This is a genomic window from Tabrizicola sp., from assembly GCF_041913445.1.
GTDB lineage: Bacteria > Pseudomonadota > Alphaproteobacteria > Rhodobacterales > Rhodobacteraceae > Tabrizicola.
The window spans coordinates 1-14,771 of sequence record NZ_JAYSFG010000026.1 but is presented as its reverse complement, the minus strand read 5'-3'; the positions used below and the strand labels follow the sequence as shown (position 1 = coordinate 14,771).

Here is a 14,771-nt window from a genome sequence, read left to right as displayed (position 1 = left end):
CGATTGCGTTTCGTGCTTGCACTCGCGATAATGCAGTTCTTGTCGGTGCGCGTTACGAGTTGCATGGTAATCCACGCACCTTGGTCCGGCCGCCCGCAAGCGCGGTCGGGCCTTTGCTGGCGCAGGTCTTACAGAAATCCGCTGAAGTCTGGCTGTTCGACGTGTTGCATCGGCGGCAGGTTCGGCTGGTTGATCGCCTGCAGGACGGCACGGGCCAGAAAATCCGCACTGCGCTGGGTGTCCTCTTCGATCACGATAATCGCCGGATTCGCCATCCCGAGGAACCGACGGGTCCCCTTGGCGATCACGTCGACATCCTCTCCGATCTTGCGCCCCGCTTCGGTCAGCGCCGAGGCCAGGGCCAGCGCCGCAGTATCCGAGGAACAGACGAACCCATCCCGTTCGGGATGCTGGGCCACAGCCTGTCGGGCGGCCAGTTGCATGTCCTCGATCGACCCACTGATGGTGGTGTCCGTGATTTCGCCGAACTGCAGGCCAATCTCACCGGCCACCTTTTTGGCTGTCACGAAGGTGTCGCGCCCGTAGTGACGTTCCTGCGGAGGGCCGAGCAGCCAAAGGCTTCTGCGCCCGCGCCGCTGCAGAAGCTGGGCCGCCTGCGCGGCAAAGGCGCCGTTGTCGTAATCGTAGAAGGAATGGAGATGGGACAGGTTGCTGCGGCCGTGGGTGGCGAAGGGAAAGCCCTTTTCCAGGAGATAGGCGGTCCGGGGATCGTCGATGAGGGTCTCGTTGAAGATCACGGCATCGGCCATTCGGCCTTCGACCACCTGACGGATGGCATGAAGCCCCTCCTCGTGACTGAGGGCGGGCGTGATCGCGATCTGGAACCGCGTCGACAAGAGCGCGCGGGCGATCGAGGGGATCAGGCGGCTCATCTGATTGTCCGGTGAGATGCGGAAGACCAGACTGATCATCAGGGTCTGCCCGGTGCGGAGCCGCACACCGGCGCGGTCGGGAATGTAGCCGACCTGTTCAGCGATCTGACGGATCCGGCGCTTGGTCTCTTCGCCGATTTCCGGCGAATTGTTCAGCGCACGACTGACTGTCGGCACGCCGAGGCCGCAGATGTCCGCGATGGTCTTGAGGGTCGGCCTTCGGTTGGGTCCGGGGCCGGGACGTTCGATGGTGTTCATTCGTGCTGCCCCAATAGGTCGGGTCGCGAATGAGGAGACAGTCGTGACGTGCAAGCTGCTGGCATCTTTGCGTGCCTATTCCGCCTTGCTGGCAGGCTTGGCATTGAGAAGGCCATAGCGCTCGGCACCCAGGCGGTCGAAGAGGCCGATCTGGGTTTCGAGGAAGTCGATATGACCTTCCTCGTCCGCGATCAGGTCATCGAAAAGCCCCCGGGTGACGAAATCGCCCACCTGGTCGCAATGGCGCCGCGCCTCGATGTAAAGCGTGCGGGCGTCGTGTTCGGCGGCCAGGTCGGCCTCCAGCGTCTCGCGCACGGTCTGGCCGATGCGAAGGGGGTCGAGCTTCTGCAGGTTCGGATGGCCTTCCAGGAAGATGATCCGGGCGATCAGGCGGTCGGCGTGGTGCATCTCCTCGATCGATTCCGCGCGGGACTTGTCGGCCAGGTGGCCGAACCCCCAATCCTCTTGCAGGCGGTAGTGCAGCCAGTACTGGCTTACGGCCGTCAGTTCCGACCGGAGAGCCGCGTTGAGGTAGTCGATGACCTTGGCGTCGCCCTTCATGATGCCTCTGTGCGTTGTTCCATTCCGGAACAACGCAGGTGGTCGGGTTTAGTTCCCTAGCCTGTCCGGAGAATTTTTTCGGGAAGGCGAAACGCCGCTGTCTTGCCTATCGTGTCGATGAAAAGCGGCAGGCAGCCGCCGCAATCGGCCCGTTTGCCGAGGGCGCGATAGACCTTGCCGGGCGTGATCAGCGCCTGCGGGTCGGCCGCGCGCATCCAGTCCACCGCAGCCCGGATGTCCTGGTCAGAGATCCTCTGGCAGTGGCAGATGATCACTGGAAGACCGCTCCGGGGCTGTCGAGGCTGTCGGAGCCTTCGAATTCGACCTTGGAGAGGCCAAGTGCGGTGACGGCCCGGTCGATGGACGCGGTCTGGGTGACCAGAGCGTCGACGGCGGCCATGATGATAGCTTCGCCTTCGGCATTGCCGGGGGCGATGAGGGTGTCGAAGGTCTTGCCGGCATCGCCCGCGTCCTTCATCGCCTGCAGCGCTGCGACCGAGGCGTCGAGTTCGGCTTTCAGCTGGCTGTCGACGGCGGGGTCGGCGGCTGCGACCAGGTCGGACAGCGCCGGGCCTTGCAGGGTTGTGCCATCCGTCCGGGTGTAGGTCCCGAGATAGACGTTGCGGATGCCAATGCCGTCGTAGAAGTGGCTGTTGTGGGTGTTGTCCGAGAAGCAGTCGTGCTCTTCCTCGGGGTCGTTGAGCATCAGGCCAAGCTTGATCCGCTCGCCCGCCAGTTCGCCGTAAGAGAGGCTGCCCATGCCGGTGAGGATGGCCAGGAGCCCGGCCTGCGGGTCGGCGGTCACGGCGGCTCGGGCGGGACCGTCGGCGTCCCAGTTGTCCACCATCTCGGTCAGGTCGGCGACGAGGAGATCGGTCGCTGCCTGAAGATAGGCGGCGCGGCGGTCGCAATCGCCGTTGGTGCAGGCATCCCCGCTGGCGAAATCGGTGGCCGGGCGGGTGCCGGCGCCGGGGTTGGTGCCGTTCAGGTCCTGGCCCCAGAGCAGGAATTCGATGGCATGGTAGCCCGAGGCGACGTTGGCCTCGATCCCGTCGGCTTCGTGGAGGGTGCCGGAGATCAGGTCGGGGGTGATCGTGGTGGCGTCGATCTCGGTACCCGAAAGGGTGAACTTCGGCGTTGCGATGACGTTCAGGGTGGCGAGCGCGTTTTCCTCGTTCCCGTAGTCGGCCGAGGTGTAGTCGATCAGCCCCTCATCCAGCGGCCAGGAGTTCACGCGGCCTTCCCAGTCGTCGACGATGGGGTTGCCGAAGCGGAAGGCCTCGGACTGCTGGTAGGGCACGCGGGCTGCCTTCCAGGCGTCGCGGGCGGCTTGCAGGGTGGCGTCGTTGGGCGTGGCGATCAGGGCCTGGACGGCGGTCTGGAGCGCCTGCGCGGTGGTAAGGCTGTCTTCGTAGGTCGCAAGTGCCAGGTTGGCGTAGTGGGTCGTCACCTCCTCGGGCGTGGCGGCGAGGGCCGGGGTGGCGGTGAGGAGGAGGAGGGCAACAAGACGCATGGGTCGACCTTCGGCGAATGGAGTTCCCGAATGTCTGACTAATTTAGTGGGTCTTGTAAACCCGATTCTTTTACTTGGAGAATTCCGCGATGACCGCGCGGGCGGCGGCGGCGGGATCCTTCGCCTGCCAGATGGGGCGGCCGACGACGATGTGGTCGGCCCCGTCGGCGATGGCCTGCGCTGGCGTGGCGATGCGCTTCTGGTCTCCGGTCGCGGCCCCAGCGGGTCGGACGCCAGGAGTGACGATGAGTTTTCCGCGCGCCTCGGAGAGGGCGCGGATCATCGCGGCCTCTTGCGGGCTGGCGATGACGCCATCGGCACCGGCCTGCAACGCGCGGGCGGCGCGTTCGAGGGTGATGTCGTGGATGTCGCCGGGCTTGATGAGGTTGGCGTCCAGGTCGGCGCGGTCGAGCGAGGTGAGGATCGTGACGGCGAGGATCTTGAGGCCCGTGCCGCCCTTGCCTGTGGCGGCGGCGCTGACCACCTGCGGGTCGCCGTGGACGGTGAGGAAGTCGAGGTCGTATTGCGCCAGGCCCCGGACGGCAGCCTCGATGGTCGCGCCGATGTCGAAGAGCTTCATGTCAAGGAAGACGCGCTTGCCCTGTTCGTGCTTGAGCTCGTTCGCCAGGGCAAGGCCGCCGCCCGTGAGCATCCCGAGGCCGATCTTGTAGAAGCTGGCCGCGTCGCCGATGCGGTTCACAAGGTCGAGGCCCTGCACCACGTTCGGCACGTCGAGGGCGACGATGAGGCGGTCATCTGCGGGCATGGGGGTCTCCGGGCGGTTTCGCGGCGGTTTGACGGGGCGGGGCAGGGCTGTCAAGACTGGCGCAAAACACGGGGACAGGGATGATCCTGGCATTCGATATCGGCGGGAGCCGGATCAAGGCGGCGGCCTGGGACGGTGGGCTGCGGCCATTGGGCGAGGTGGTGACGCCCCTGGGCGACAAGGCGGCCTTCACGAGGGCGGTGGCAGGGTTCGTCACGGGGCGGGAGCGGGGTATTGCAATCTCGATCGCCGGGGTGGTCGACCCGTCGACGGGCGTGGGGAAGGTGGCGAACATCCCTGCCATCGACGGGTTGCGCTTGGGACCTGAGCTGCAGGCGGCGACCGGTTTGCCGGTACAGGTGCTGAACGACGCCGACTGCTTCGCGCTGGCCGAGGCAGAGCAGGGTGCGGGGCGCGGGCATGGGACCGTGTTCGGGGTGATCCTGGGCTCGGGCGTCGGTGGCGGGCTGGTGATCAATGGCCATGTGGTGACGGGCGCGGGGGGCTATGCCGGGGAGTGGGGGCATGGCCCGGTCATTCGCGGCGAGTTCGCCTTCCAGTGCGGCTGCGGACAGGTCGGCTGCATCGACACGGTTGGCTCTGCGCGCGGATTGGAACGGCTGCACCGCAAGCGCACGGCAGAGCTTCTGGGGTCGGAGGCAATCATCGCGGGCTGGATGGCCGGGGAGGCCGAGGCGGGCGAGACCATGGCGCTTTGGCGCGAGCTGGTCGCGGGGCCGTTGGCGATGGTGGTCAACGTGATCGGCGCGGATGTAGTGCCGGTGGGCGGCGGATTGTCGAGGGCACCGGGGCTGGTGCGCTATCTGGACGAGGCGGTGCGCGTCCGCATCCTTCGCCGGCCGAAAACGCCTCTGCTGGTGCCTGCCGAATGCGGGCCTGACGCCGGGCTGCTTGGGGCGGCGATGGCAGGGGTCGCGGCATGGGGATGACGCTGGAGGTCTGTGTCGACACGGCGGAGGGCCTGGCCCAGGCCGTCGCGGGCGGGGCGGACCGGATCGAGCTTTGCGCGGCGCTGGCGGTCGGGGGGCTGACGCCTTCGGCCGGGTTGATCGGGCTCGCGGTAGGCTGCGGGGTTCCGGTCGTGGCGATGATCCGGCCGCGAGCGGGGGATTTCGTCTGGTCCGAGGCCGAGGTCGCGATGATGGAGGCGGAGATCGAGGCGGTGCGCGCGGCGGGGCTGGCGGGGGTGGTGCTGGGGGCCAATTTGCCGGATGGGCGGCTGGATGTGCCGGTGCTGCAGCGATTGGTGAGGGCAGCGCGGGGAGACGCCGGGGACCGATTTCTTCCAAGAAATCGGGACGGAGCCTTTGAAGGCTCCGGTCCGGAGTTTTTGAAAACTCCGGGGGCCTTCGAATTGGTGCTGCACCGCTGCATTGATCTGGTGCCGGATATGTCGGCGGCGCTGGAGGAGGCGGTGGCGCTGGGGTTCGACCGTATCCTGACCTCGGGCGGGGAACTGACCGCCGAGGCCGGGGCGGCGCGGATCGCGGCACTGGTCGGACAGGCGGCGGGTCGGATCACGGTGATGCCTGGGTCGGGGGTGAACCCGGCCAATGCAACCCTTTTGAAAGGCCTTGGCATTACTGAAATTCACGCGTCATGTTCGGCCTCGACCCCGCTTTCGGGGCGGGTGGTCGAAATGGGGTTCGCCCCGCCCGTGCGGCGGCAGACCGTTGCGAATGCGGTGCGGGCGCTTCGAGCGGCCCTGGAGTAGGAGCGGGTGATGGAGTTGAGGCTGGACTACGACCGCCCGGAGGACGGGCCGGGATCAGGGCCGCTGACGGTGGGCTGGTTCCTGGCACAGGACAAAGGCGCGGTGCTGTATGATCCGCCCGAGCGGGTGCAGATCCGCGCGCCGAACCGGGCACATGCGAAGTCGGCGAGCCGTTGCCCTGCGGTGATCCAGCTGGAAAGCCGGTACTTCCTGGTGAAATGCCCGTTCGATCTGCACATCGGCTTTCAGCGCGATGACAAGGGCAAGGCGGTGCTGGTGAACCGGGCGGGGGCGAACAGTCCGATCCGGTCGTCGAAGCTGAACGAGGTGCTGACGCTGGTCAGCGAGGCGGAATGGCGCTTTCCGGACCGTCCGACGGTGCAGCTCCACCTGCCCTACTACTTCATCGCCGACGAGATGGTCTACCTGACCCAGCTTGCCGCCTTTGCCCATTACCGGCCCGACCCGTTGCCCGGCACGATCTTCGGCGGGCGCTTCCCGATCTCGATCTGGCCGCGGCCCCTGATGTGGGCGTTCGAATGGCACGAGCCGCAGAAGGACCTGATCCTGCGGCGGGGCGAGCCGTTGTTTTATGTCCAGTTCGAAGGCATGGACCCAAGCCGCGCGGTGCAGTTGGTCGAGGCCGAGCGGACGGCGGAATTGCAGGCCTACCTGGAACAGATCTCGGGCGTGGTGAATTACGTGAACCAGACGTTTTCGCTGTTCAAGGCGGCGGAAGCGTTGCGGCCGAAGAAGCTTCTGGTCGCGAAGGACAGGGGGTAGGTGCCTTCGGCTGACCCCGGAGGGCTTCGCGCCCTCCGGACCTCCTGCGGGATATTTGGGCCAGTATGAAAGCGCAATTTTAGTCGAATTGGAGAGACCGGGTGCGCAGCATCATCGAGACCTACGAGTTGGCCACCGGCCGCGTTACCGAGGTGCTGGCCGTTGACGGCCGGATCGAGGCCCCGAACTGGGCGCCGTCGGGGGACTGGCTACTGGTGAATGGCGAGGGGCTGCTTTACCGCGTGCCTCTGGCACGCCCCGCGCTTGAGGCGCTGGACACGGGCGTGGCGGTGAAGTGCAACAACGACCACGGGATCAGCCCGGATGGCCAGACGATCATCATCTCCTCGCATCATGAAGGGGCAGGCTCGCAGGTCTATCTGATGCCGGTCACCGGCGGCGATCCTGTGCGGGTCAGTCCCGACAGCCCCAGCTGGTGGCACGGGGTGTCGCCCGATGGCCGGACGCTCACCTATGTCGCGGCGCGGGGTGATCGGAAGGTGATCGACGTCTACACCCTGGTGCCGGGGCAGGAGGAGAAGCGGTTGACCAACGGCGAGGGGCATTGCGACGGGCCGGACTTCTCGCCGGACGGCGGCCGCATCTACTACAATTGCGACCGGACCGGGCACGCGCAGATCTGGGTGATGGCGGCCGACGGGTCTGGACAGCGGCAGCTTTTCGAGGACGACTGCGTCAACTGGTTTCCGCATCCCTCGCCGGACGGACGGCACCTTCTGTACCTCGCCTATCCGCCGGGGACGACGGGGCATCCTGCGGACCTGCCGGTGGCGTTGGTCCTGTGCGATCCCGAAGGTGGCAACCGGCGCAGGGTGCGGGAGTTCACGGGGGGGCAGGGGACGATCAATGTGCCCTGCTGGGCGCCGGATTCCCGCGCCTTCGCCTATGTGCGCTATGAGCCTTAAGCCGGGCGGAGACCGCTGAGGCCCTTCGGCGCCTTGGGCTTTGGTTCGGGCGGGGGCAGGTCCACGGTGGCAAGGATCGGCTGCAGGTGGCGCGGGTCGCCCCAGACCGAGATGTAGACCTCGGGCGGGAAGCCGTTGGCCAGGTGCTCGGGTGTGAGGTCGATGATCCGTACGCGCAGGTCGTCGCCGTGGGCGAGAGAGGGGGCGAGGATCTCTTCCGCCACGGGGCCGAGGTGGCCGATCAGTCCTTCGCGGTGGTGGGGGATCAGGCCGAGGATCGGGCGCTTGAGCCGGGCGAAGACGCCGATGCGGCCGTCGGACAGCCGGTCGAGCCGGGCGCTGTCGCCGATGGACAGACCGGTGCGGGCGACGTGGATCACCAGGCCCTCGACCGGGGCCTTGTGGATCAGGGGAAGTTTCGAGTCGCTCATTTCCAGGCCTTTCCATAGGACGAAGACCAAGCTTGGGGGTGGGAGCGGTCAATGCAAGGCAAGGTTGATCGGGGGGCGCGCGGCCTGCCTGATCCCGCCGAGCGGGGGCCGGACAATCGGCAAGGAAAGGCCGACGGGGCAGGAAACGGGGGAGTGTGGTTTTTCCGCAAAGGGGGATTGCAAAGCCCGGGGCCTGCGACCAGATCATGGGCAAGGCCTTCACGCGATGGGCTGGATTTCCGGGCATCGCAAGCGGGGCGCTTCATAGAGGAGAATGCCGATGAATTTGGAGAAATTCACGGAACGGTCGCGCGGTTTCCTTCAGGCCGCCCAGACCATCGCGATGCGGGAAAGCCACCAGCGCGTGCTGCCCGACCATTTGCTGAAGGCTTTGATGGATGACGACCAGGGCCTGGCGGCGAACCTGATCCGCAAGGCAGGGGGCTCGCCCGAGCAGGTCAACGCGGCGGTGAATGCCGCGATTGCCAAGCTGCCGAAGGTGACGGGCGGCGATGCGCAGACCTATGTCGATCCGCAACTGGTGCGGGTGCTGGACGAGGCGGAGGCCGTGGCGAAGAAGGCCGGGGATTCGTTCGTTCCGGTGGAGCGGCTGCTGACCGCGCTGGCGCTGGTGAATACTCGGGCCAAGGATGCGCTGACGGCGGGGGCGGTGACGGCCCAGGGGCTGAACACGGCGATCAACGAGGTCCGCAAGGGGCGGACGGCGGACAGCGCATCCAGCGAGGACACGATGGAGGCGTTGAAGAAGTACGCGCGCGACCTGACCGAGGCGGCGCGGGACGGCAAGATCGACCCGATCATCGGGCGCGACGAGGAGATCCGTCGCGCGATGCAGGTTCTGTCGCGGCGGACGAAGAACAACCCGGTTCTGATCGGTGAGCCCGGGGTGGGTAAGACCGCGATTGCGGAGGGGTTGGCCCTGCGCATCGTGAATGGTGACGTGCCGGAATCCCTCAAGAACAAGAAGCTGATGGCGCTGGACATGGGTGCCTTGATCGCCGGAGCGAAGTATCGCGGCGAGTTCGAGGAGCGTCTGAAGGCGATCCTGAAGGAGATCGAGGCGGCGGCGGGGGAGATCATCCTCTTCATCGACGAGATGCACACTCTGGTCGGTGCCGGGAAATCCGAAGGCGCGATGGATGCGGCGAACCTGATCAAGCCGGCGCTTGCCCGGGGTGAGCTGCACTGCGTCGGCGCCACGACCCTGGACGAGTACCGGAAGCATGTGGAGAAGGACGCGGCGCTCGCCCGTCGCTTCCAGCCGGTCTTCGTCGAGGAGCCGACGGTGGAGGATTCGATCTCGATCCTCCGGGGTATCAAGGAGAAGTACGAGCTGCACCACGGGGTGCGGATCACCGATGCGGCTTTGGTGGCTGCGGCGACGCTTTCGCATCGGTATATCACCGACCGCTTCCTGCCGGACAAGGCCATCGACCTGATGGACGAAGCCGCCAGCCGTCTGCGGATGGAGGTGGATTCGAAGCCCGAGGAGCTGGACGCGCTGGACCGGCAAGTGCTGCAGTTCCAGATCGAAGCCGAGGCGCTGAAGAAGGAAGATGACGCGGCGTCGAAGGACCGGCTGGAGAAGCTGGAGAAGGAGCTTGCGGACCTGCAGGAACGCTCGGCCGAGTTGACGGCCAAGTGGCAGGCCGAGCGCGCCAGCCTTGAGGCGGCGCGGACGCTGAAGGAGCAGCTGGACGTGGCGCGGGCGGAACTGGAGCAGGCCAAGCGCGAGGGCAACTTCGCCAAGGCCGGTGAGCTCCAGTACGGCCGTATCCCGGCGCTGGAAAAGGACCTGGTCGAGGCGGAAGCCAAGGAAGGGCAGGCCCTGGTGGCCGAGGCCGTGCGGCCGGAGCAGATTGCTGAGGTCGTCGAACGCTGGACGGGCATCCCGACCACGAAGATGCTGGAAGGCGAGAAGGAGAAGCTTCTCAAGATGGAAGAGGAGCTTGGCAAGCGCGTCGTGGGGCAGCGGGCGGCGGTGGAAGCCGTTTCGCGCGCCGTGCGGCGGTCGCGGGCCGGGCTGTCGGATGAAAACCGTCCGCTGGGGTCGTTCCTGTTCCTCGGGCCGACCGGCGTCGGCAAGACCGAGCTGACCAAGGCGCTGGCGGCGTATCTCTTCGACGACGACCAGGCGATGGTCCGGATCGACATGTCGGAGTTCATGGAGAAGCACTCAGTCGCCCGTCTGATCGGCGCGCCTCCGGGCTATGTGGGCTACGACGAGGGCGGGGTGCTGACCGAAGCCGTCCGTCGTCGCCCGTATCAGGTCGTGCTGTTCGACGAGGTCGAGAAGGCGCATCCGGACGTGTTCAACGTGCTTCTGCAGGTCCTGGACGACGGGCGCCTGACCGATGGCCAGGGCCGGACGGTGGACTTCAAGCAGACGCTGATCATCCTGACCTCGAACCTCGGGGCGCGGGCGTTGTCGGAGCTGCCGGAAGGCGCGGATTCGTCGGCGGCGAAGGCCGAGGTGATGGAGGCCGTCCGGGCACATTTCCGGCCGGAGTTCCTGAACCGTCTGGACGAGCAGATCATCTTCGACCGGCTGAACCGGGCGGACATGTCGGGGATCGTGGACATCCAGCTGCACCGTCTGGAGGCCCGCCTTGCGGCGCGGAAGATCACGCTGGACCTGGACGATTCTGCCAAGGCCTGGCTGGCCGAGGAGGGATACGATCCGGTCTTCGGCGCTCGTCCCCTGAAGCGGGTGATCCAGCGCCAGCTGCAGGATCCGCTGGCCGAGATGCTGCTGGCCGGGGACATCCTGGACGGGTCGGTCATCAAGGTGACGACCGGGCCGGAGGGGCTGATCATCGGCGACCGCGTGGTGCAAAGCCGCCGCGAGCGTCCGGCCCAGGCCGTGGTGCACTAAAAGGGGCGGGCATTGCGCCCACCCTGAACGAGCGGGGGCCTTCGGGCCCCCGTTTTCACATCGTCCGCGGCTCGGGCGCGCTGATCGGGGGGAACTGACCGTCCGGGGTCACCTGATCCACCGCCTCGGGGAGCGTGGTGCTGAGACGGGACAGAAGCTCTTGCCGGCTAAGGCCCGTCTTTGCGCTGAGTTCCGCGAGCGTTTCCTCGTCCAACGCCTCTTCAAGTTCCGAGGAGGACAACGGCGCATTCGGCCCGCGCTGGACCCAGCTGTCGACCTTCGCTCTCTGCACCGGATTGGCGAAACGCTCGAACAGCTCGGACAGGCCGCCCATCAAGTTGCCCCCGCTGGACTGGCCGAACATGGACTGCAAGCTGTCCATCAGCCCGCCCTGTCCGCCACCCTGGTTGAGGCCTTGAGGCTGGCGCATCGGATCAGGGGAAGCGCCGTTGTTCAGGATGCTGCCGAGCTTGTCGCGGTTCTGGTAGCCCGCCATGGCCAGAAGACCGAGGAGGGCGACGAGGGAAGGGCTGCCTTTTGCCATGAGGGGGCTCCTTGTGTGGGGGTGTCAGGTGCGGCGGCGCATGAAGCCGTAGATCATCAGGACGATGATCGCGCCAAGGGTGGCACCGATCAGGCCGGCGCCGTCTTCGGGGCCGTACCAGCCCAATGCCTGACCGAGGAAATTGGCGACGAATGCGCCGACGATGCCGAGGATCGTGGTCATCACGAAGCCTGACGGTTCATGCCGGTCGCCTGGCATGATGAACTTGGCGATGATGCCGGCCAGGAAGCCGATGACGATTGTCCAGATGATGCCCACTTTCGCGTCTCCTTTTGACCGGGCGGCTGCCCGGGCTACGAAAGGAAACGCCAGCAGTGCGGATTGTGTTCCCTGCCGCCAAAAGCAAAGGGGCGGGAAATGATCCCGCCCCGCGCTTGTTCAGGTGTGGTCCGGTCGGATCACTTCGGCAGGAGGACCTTGTCGATCACGTGGATCACCCCGTTCGAGGCGATGATGTCCGCGGTGGTGACACGGGACTGGTTCACCTTCACACCGTTCCGGCCATCGATATGGACGGTCTGGCCCTGAACGGTGGCGACCGACGACCGCTTGCCGGCAAGCTGGTCCGAGGTCACAGCACCCGGGACGACGTGGTAGGTCAGGACCTTGATGAGCTGGTCCTTGTTCTCGGGCTTCAGGAGGTTCTCGACCGTGCCCGCGGGCAGGGCGGCAAAGGCTTCGTTGGTGGGCGCGAACACTGTGAAGGGGCCATCGCCCTTCAGCGTGTCCACGAGGCCTGCCGCGCTGACGGCGGCGACGAGGGTGGAGAAGTCGTCACTCGACGAGGCGATGTCGACGATGTCCGGCTCGGTTTCGGCGGGCACGCAGGCGGCGATCAGCGTGGCGACCGAGACGGCTCCGGCAAGGCGGAAGAGAGTGCGGCGATTCATGTGATGTCCCCTGTTGGTTAAAGGAAAGGGGCGCCGAAGCGCCCCTTCTTGATCAGCCTTCCGGCGGCAGGATGACGGAGTCGATCACGTGGATCACGCCGTTCGAAGCCTCGACGTCCGGGCCCGAGATCACGGCGCCGTTCACTTTCGGGCCGCCTTCCAGGGTGATGGTTACGTTCGCGCCCTGGACGGTGGCGGCGGTCATGCCCTCGGTCAGGTCGGTCGACATCACCTTGCCCGGAACGACGTGGTAGGTCAGGACGGCGACGAGCTTGTCCTTGTTCTCGGGCTTCAGCAGGTCCTCGACGGTCCCGGCCGGCAGAGCGGCGAAGGCGGCGTCGGTCGGCGCGAAGACGGTGAACGGGCCTTCGCCCTTCAGCGTCTCGACCAGGCCCGCGGCTTCCAGAGCGGCGGCGAGCGTGGTGAAGCTGCCGGCGGCAACGGCGGTGTCGACGATGTCCTTCGCGTGGTTTTCCGCGAAAGCGGGCATCGCAAAGGCGGTGGCGGCGGTCAGAGCCAGGAAAGTTCTGCGGATCATAGGGTCACTCCGTTTGATCGGTCATGCCGTCGTTGGCGAGGCTGATAGGGATCGGATGCGACATCGGATCATACCGAATTTCGCGTGAGGCCGGGTTGACGCAACGGGCTTGCGTCCTAAGCCCGCGCCTTTGCGATTTTCCAATCAACGAACCGTGAGAGAAGTTCAGCGGTTGTGAGCGATCCTGCAGATGTTTCACTGCCTTGTCAGACACGTGACGCGGATTGTTTTGCCTTTGTCGGCGAATGACGCATCTTTGGGGATATCCGCAGACGGAGCCCGCAAATGCATCTGAAATGGTCCGATGTCACACCAAAAGCCCTGTGGCTGAACCGACGCCAGCTTGTCGGAGGAGGCGCGGCGCTGCTGGCCTCGCCGGCTTTGGCGAAGATCGAGGCGGCGAAAAGCGCCTATTCCACGGATGAGGAGCCGAACAGCGTCGAGGACATCACCACCTACAACAACTTCTACGAATTCGGTACGGGGAAGGGCGATCCGGCGGAGTATGCCGGCGGGCTGACGGTCGATCCTTGGTCCGTGGTGATCGACGGCATGGTGGACCGGCCGGGCACCTATGACCTGGCCGACGTCATGAAGGGCCAGCCGCTGGAGGAACGGATCTACCGCTTCCGCTGCGTCGAGGCCTGGTCGATGGTCATCCCCTGGATCGGCTTCCAGCTCTCCGGCCTTCTGGACCGCGTCGGCGTGCAGCCCTCGGCAAAGTTCGTGGCCTTCGAGACCCTGGTGCGGCCCGAAGAGATGCCGGGCGTGGCATCTCCGTTCATTGAGTGGCCCTACCGCGAAGGTCTGCGGCTGGACGAGGCGATGCATCCGCTGACGATTCTGGCGACGGGTCTTTATGGTGAGCCGATGCCCAAGCAGAACGGCGCACCGATCCGGCTGGTGGTTCCGTGGAAATACGGATTCAAGTCGATCAAGTCGATCGTGCGGATCAGCCTGGTTGACACCATGCCGCCCACGACCTGGAACATGCTGCAGCCGCAGGAATACGGCTTCTATTCCAACGTGAACCCCAACGTCGACCATCCGCGCTGGAGCCAGGCGTCCGAGCGGCGCATCGGCTCGGGCCTCTTCGGCGGGCGGCAGGACACGCTGATGTTCAACGGCTACGAGGCCGAGGTGGCCGGCCTTTACGCCGGCATGGACCTGGCCGTGAACTACTGATGGACCGCGTGAACGCGCTTGCCCGAAGAGTGCCGACCTGGGTGGTCTACCTTCTGGGTCTGGTGCCTTTGGCCTGGCTGGTCTGGGGCGCGGTGTCCGACGGGCTGGGCGCTGACCCGGTGAAGGCGATCGAGCACGCCCTGGGGGAACGTGGGCTTCAGTTTCTGCTGGCATCGCTGGCGATCACGCCTTTGCGCCGTGTCGGGCTGAACCTCTTGCGGTTCCGGCGAGCGCTCGGGCTGCTCGCATTCCTCTATGTAACGCTGCATCTGGTTGCCTGGGTGTGGCTGGACATGGGGCTGCGCTGGGAGGAGATGCTGGCCGACCTGACGAAGCGGCCCTTCGTCATTCTCGGGATGGTCGGGTTCGTGGTAATGATTCCCCTCGCGCTGACCTCATGGAACGGAGCCATCCGCAGGCTGGGAGCTGCCGCCTGGAATCGCCTGCACAAGCTTGCCTATATCGCGATTCTGGCGGGAGCCGCCCATCTGGCGCTGCTTTCCAAGGTCTGGACGGCCGAGATCCTGATCTATCTTGGCCTGACGCTGGGGCTTCTGGCGGTGCGGCTGATCCCAAGGGGTGCGCGCAGGCCCCAGGCCGCGGCCTGAAAGCCGTCATTCAGACGCTGCAGCCGCAAGAAAATTGCCGCATTGCCGCGTCCGTAGTGGGGTTTCTTGCGCCAACCACCAGATTTTGCGGTCTTTTCCGGTTTCTGCAAAAATTTTGCGACGAACGTGTTTTTTGCTCTTGCGGGTTCCGGCCCGGCTCCGTAAATACCCCCTCACCGAAGCGGAACAGCGACGGTGACGGACGGAAGCGGACGGGAACGGA

18 protein-coding genes are annotated in these 14,771 nt (G+C 65.9%); 7 read left to right on the top strand and 11 right to left on the bottom strand.

What is annotated here, in order from left to right; all coding sequences use genetic code 11:
• Window positions 1-128 precede the first annotated feature (128 nt).
• From ACE3Q6_RS19815 to pyrF, 5 genes are all read right to left on the bottom strand, one after another.
• Window positions 129-1,151 (bottom strand): LacI family DNA-binding transcriptional regulator, encoded by a 1,023-nt coding sequence (locus ACE3Q6_RS19815; RefSeq protein ID WP_374436298.1) that lies wholly within the window; start codon window positions 1,149-1,151, stop codon window positions 129-131.
• A gap of 75 nt (window positions 1,152-1,226) precedes the next feature.
• The gene (gene bfr, locus ACE3Q6_RS19810; protein ID WP_374436297.1) at window positions 1,227-1,712 is read right to left on the bottom strand and encodes a bacterioferritin; all 486 of its coding nucleotides are present in this window, start codon (window positions 1,710-1,712) and stop codon (window positions 1,227-1,229) included.
• A 56-nt stretch (window positions 1,713-1,768) separates the two neighbouring features.
• Complete coding sequence (locus ACE3Q6_RS19805) at window positions 1,769-1,987, bottom strand: bacterioferritin-associated ferredoxin (protein ID WP_374436296.1); 219 nt, start codon at window positions 1,985-1,987, stop codon at window positions 1,769-1,771.
• Entirely contained in the window at window positions 1,984-3,225 is a 1,242-nt protein-coding gene (locus tag ACE3Q6_RS19800; RefSeq protein ID WP_374436294.1) for an imelysin family protein, read from the bottom strand. Before ACE3Q6_RS19800 ends, ACE3Q6_RS19805 begins: the two co-directional genes overlap by 4 nt.
• Before the next feature lie 70 nt (window positions 3,226-3,295).
• The gene (gene pyrF / locus ACE3Q6_RS19795; RefSeq protein ID WP_374436293.1) at window positions 3,296-3,991 is read right to left on the bottom strand and encodes an orotidine-5'-phosphate decarboxylase; all 696 of its coding nucleotides are present in this window, start codon (window positions 3,989-3,991) and stop codon (window positions 3,296-3,298) included.
• An 80-nt stretch (window positions 3,992-4,071) separates the two neighbouring features.
• Here pyrF and ACE3Q6_RS19790 point away from each other — a divergent pair, with 80 nt between their 5' ends.
• The 4 genes from ACE3Q6_RS19790 (at window position 4,072) to ACE3Q6_RS19775 (ending at window position 7,435) form a co-directional block, all read left to right on the top strand.
• Window positions 4,072-4,941: an ROK family protein gene (locus ACE3Q6_RS19790; RefSeq protein WP_374436290.1), complete on the top strand. Its 870-nt coding sequence runs from the start codon at window positions 4,072-4,074 to the stop codon at window positions 4,939-4,941.
• Complete coding sequence (locus ACE3Q6_RS19785; protein WP_374436288.1) at window positions 4,932-5,726, top strand: copper homeostasis protein CutC; 795 nt, start codon at window positions 4,932-4,934, stop codon at window positions 5,724-5,726. Before ACE3Q6_RS19790 ends, ACE3Q6_RS19785 begins: the two co-directional genes overlap by 10 nt.
• 9 nt (window positions 5,727-5,735) lie before the next feature.
• Entirely contained in the window at window positions 5,736-6,509 is a 774-nt protein-coding gene (locus ACE3Q6_RS19780) for a hypothetical protein (protein ID WP_374436286.1), read from the top strand.
• A 101-nt stretch (window positions 6,510-6,610) separates the two neighbouring features.
• A complete protein-coding gene (locus tag ACE3Q6_RS19775) occupies window positions 6,611-7,435 on the top strand; it encodes a TolB family protein (protein WP_374436284.1) in 825 nt (274 codons plus the stop codon).
• Here the strand turns inward: ACE3Q6_RS19775 and ACE3Q6_RS19770 are convergent.
• Window positions 7,432-7,866, bottom strand: coding sequence for a hypothetical protein (locus ACE3Q6_RS19770; RefSeq protein WP_374436283.1), 435 nt, complete (start codon window positions 7,864-7,866; stop codon window positions 7,432-7,434). The two genes, ACE3Q6_RS19775 and ACE3Q6_RS19770, sit on opposite strands and share 4 nt — an antisense overlap.
• A gap of 280 nt (window positions 7,867-8,146) precedes the next feature.
• Between ACE3Q6_RS19770 and clpB the strand changes: the two genes are divergently transcribed.
• Window positions 8,147-10,762: an ATP-dependent chaperone ClpB gene (gene clpB / locus ACE3Q6_RS19765; protein ID WP_374436280.1), complete on the top strand. Its 2,616-nt coding sequence runs from the start codon at window positions 8,147-8,149 to the stop codon at window positions 10,760-10,762.
• A gap of 55 nt (window positions 10,763-10,817) precedes the next feature.
• Here the strand turns inward: clpB and ACE3Q6_RS19760 are convergent, their stop codons facing one another.
• The 4 genes from ACE3Q6_RS19760 to ACE3Q6_RS19745 form a co-directional block, all read right to left on the bottom strand.
• Window positions 10,818-11,306, bottom strand: a complete 489-nt coding sequence (locus tag ACE3Q6_RS19760) for a YidB family protein (RefSeq protein WP_374436279.1) — start codon at window positions 11,304-11,306, stop codon at window positions 10,818-10,820.
• Window positions 11,307-11,330: 24 nt separating this feature from the next.
• Window positions 11,331-11,585, bottom strand: a complete 255-nt coding sequence (locus tag ACE3Q6_RS19755; protein WP_374436278.1) for a GlsB/YeaQ/YmgE family stress response membrane protein — start codon at window positions 11,583-11,585, stop codon at window positions 11,331-11,333.
• A 140-nt stretch (window positions 11,586-11,725) separates the two neighbouring features.
• Window positions 11,726-12,217 (bottom strand): fasciclin domain-containing protein, encoded by a 492-nt coding sequence (locus tag ACE3Q6_RS19750; RefSeq protein ID WP_374436277.1) that lies wholly within the window; start codon window positions 12,215-12,217, stop codon window positions 11,726-11,728.
• Window positions 12,218-12,269: 52 nt separating this feature from the next.
• The gene (locus tag ACE3Q6_RS19745; protein WP_374436276.1) at window positions 12,270-12,755 is read right to left on the bottom strand and encodes a fasciclin domain-containing protein; all 486 of its coding nucleotides are present in this window, start codon (window positions 12,753-12,755) and stop codon (window positions 12,270-12,272) included.
• Between the two features lie 285 nt (window positions 12,756-13,040).
• Here ACE3Q6_RS19745 and msrP point away from each other — a divergent pair, with 285 nt between their 5' ends.
• Window positions 13,041-13,940 (top strand): protein-methionine-sulfoxide reductase catalytic subunit MsrP, encoded by a 900-nt coding sequence (gene msrP / locus ACE3Q6_RS19740; protein WP_374436275.1) that lies wholly within the window; start codon window positions 13,041-13,043, stop codon window positions 13,938-13,940.
• Window positions 13,940-14,548 (top strand): protein-methionine-sulfoxide reductase heme-binding subunit MsrQ, encoded by a 609-nt coding sequence (gene msrQ / locus ACE3Q6_RS19735; protein ID WP_374436273.1) that lies wholly within the window; start codon window positions 13,940-13,942, stop codon window positions 14,546-14,548. Before msrP ends, msrQ begins: the two co-directional genes overlap by 1 nt.
• 6 nt (window positions 14,549-14,554) lie before the next feature.
• Here msrQ and ACE3Q6_RS19730 read toward each other — a convergent pair.
• Window positions 14,555-14,771, bottom strand: a 217-nt coding sequence (locus ACE3Q6_RS19730) for a hypothetical protein (RefSeq protein ID WP_374436272.1), incomplete at its 5' end; no start/stop codon positions are given.

Bases quoted from the DNA above. Each gene is read 5' to 3' on its own strand.
- msrP (WP_374436275.1), top strand. From the start codon at position 13,041: ATGCATCTGAAATGGTCCGATGTCACACCAAAAGCCCTGTGGCTGAAC.
- msrQ (WP_374436273.1), top strand. From the start codon at position 13,940: ATGGACCGCGTGAACGCGCTTGCCCGAAGAGTGCCGACCTGGGTGGTC.
- pyrF (WP_374436293.1), bottom strand. From the start codon at position 3,991: ATGCCCGCAGATGACCGCCTCATCGTCGCCCTCGACGTGCCGAACGTG.
- ACE3Q6_RS19800 (WP_374436294.1), bottom strand. From the start codon at position 3,225: ATGCGTCTTGTTGCCCTCCTCCTCCTCACCGCCACCCCGGCCCTCGCC.
- ACE3Q6_RS19815 (WP_374436298.1), bottom strand. From the start codon at position 1,151: ATGAACACCATCGAACGTCCCGGCCCCGGACCCAACCGAAGGCCGACC.
- ACE3Q6_RS19745 (WP_374436276.1), bottom strand. From the start codon at position 12,755: ATGATCCGCAGAACTTTCCTGGCTCTGACCGCCGCCACCGCCTTTGCG.
- ACE3Q6_RS19780 (WP_374436286.1), top strand. From the start codon at position 5,736: ATGGAGTTGAGGCTGGACTACGACCGCCCGGAGGACGGGCCGGGATCA.
- ACE3Q6_RS19770 (WP_374436283.1), bottom strand. From the start codon at position 7,866: ATGAGCGACTCGAAACTTCCCCTGATCCACAAGGCCCCGGTCGAGGGC.
- bfr (WP_374436297.1), bottom strand. From the start codon at position 1,712: ATGAAGGGCGACGCCAAGGTCATCGACTACCTCAACGCGGCTCTCCGG.
- ACE3Q6_RS19785 (WP_374436288.1), top strand. From the start codon at position 4,932: ATGGGGATGACGCTGGAGGTCTGTGTCGACACGGCGGAGGGCCTGGCC.
- ACE3Q6_RS19760 (WP_374436279.1), bottom strand. From the start codon at position 11,306: ATGGCAAAAGGCAGCCCTTCCCTCGTCGCCCTCCTCGGTCTTCTGGCC.
- ACE3Q6_RS19790 (WP_374436290.1), top strand. From the start codon at position 4,072: ATGATCCTGGCATTCGATATCGGCGGGAGCCGGATCAAGGCGGCGGCC.
- clpB (WP_374436280.1), top strand. From the start codon at position 8,147: ATGAATTTGGAGAAATTCACGGAACGGTCGCGCGGTTTCCTTCAGGCC.
- ACE3Q6_RS19750 (WP_374436277.1), bottom strand. From the start codon at position 12,217: ATGAATCGCCGCACTCTCTTCCGCCTTGCCGGAGCCGTCTCGGTCGCC.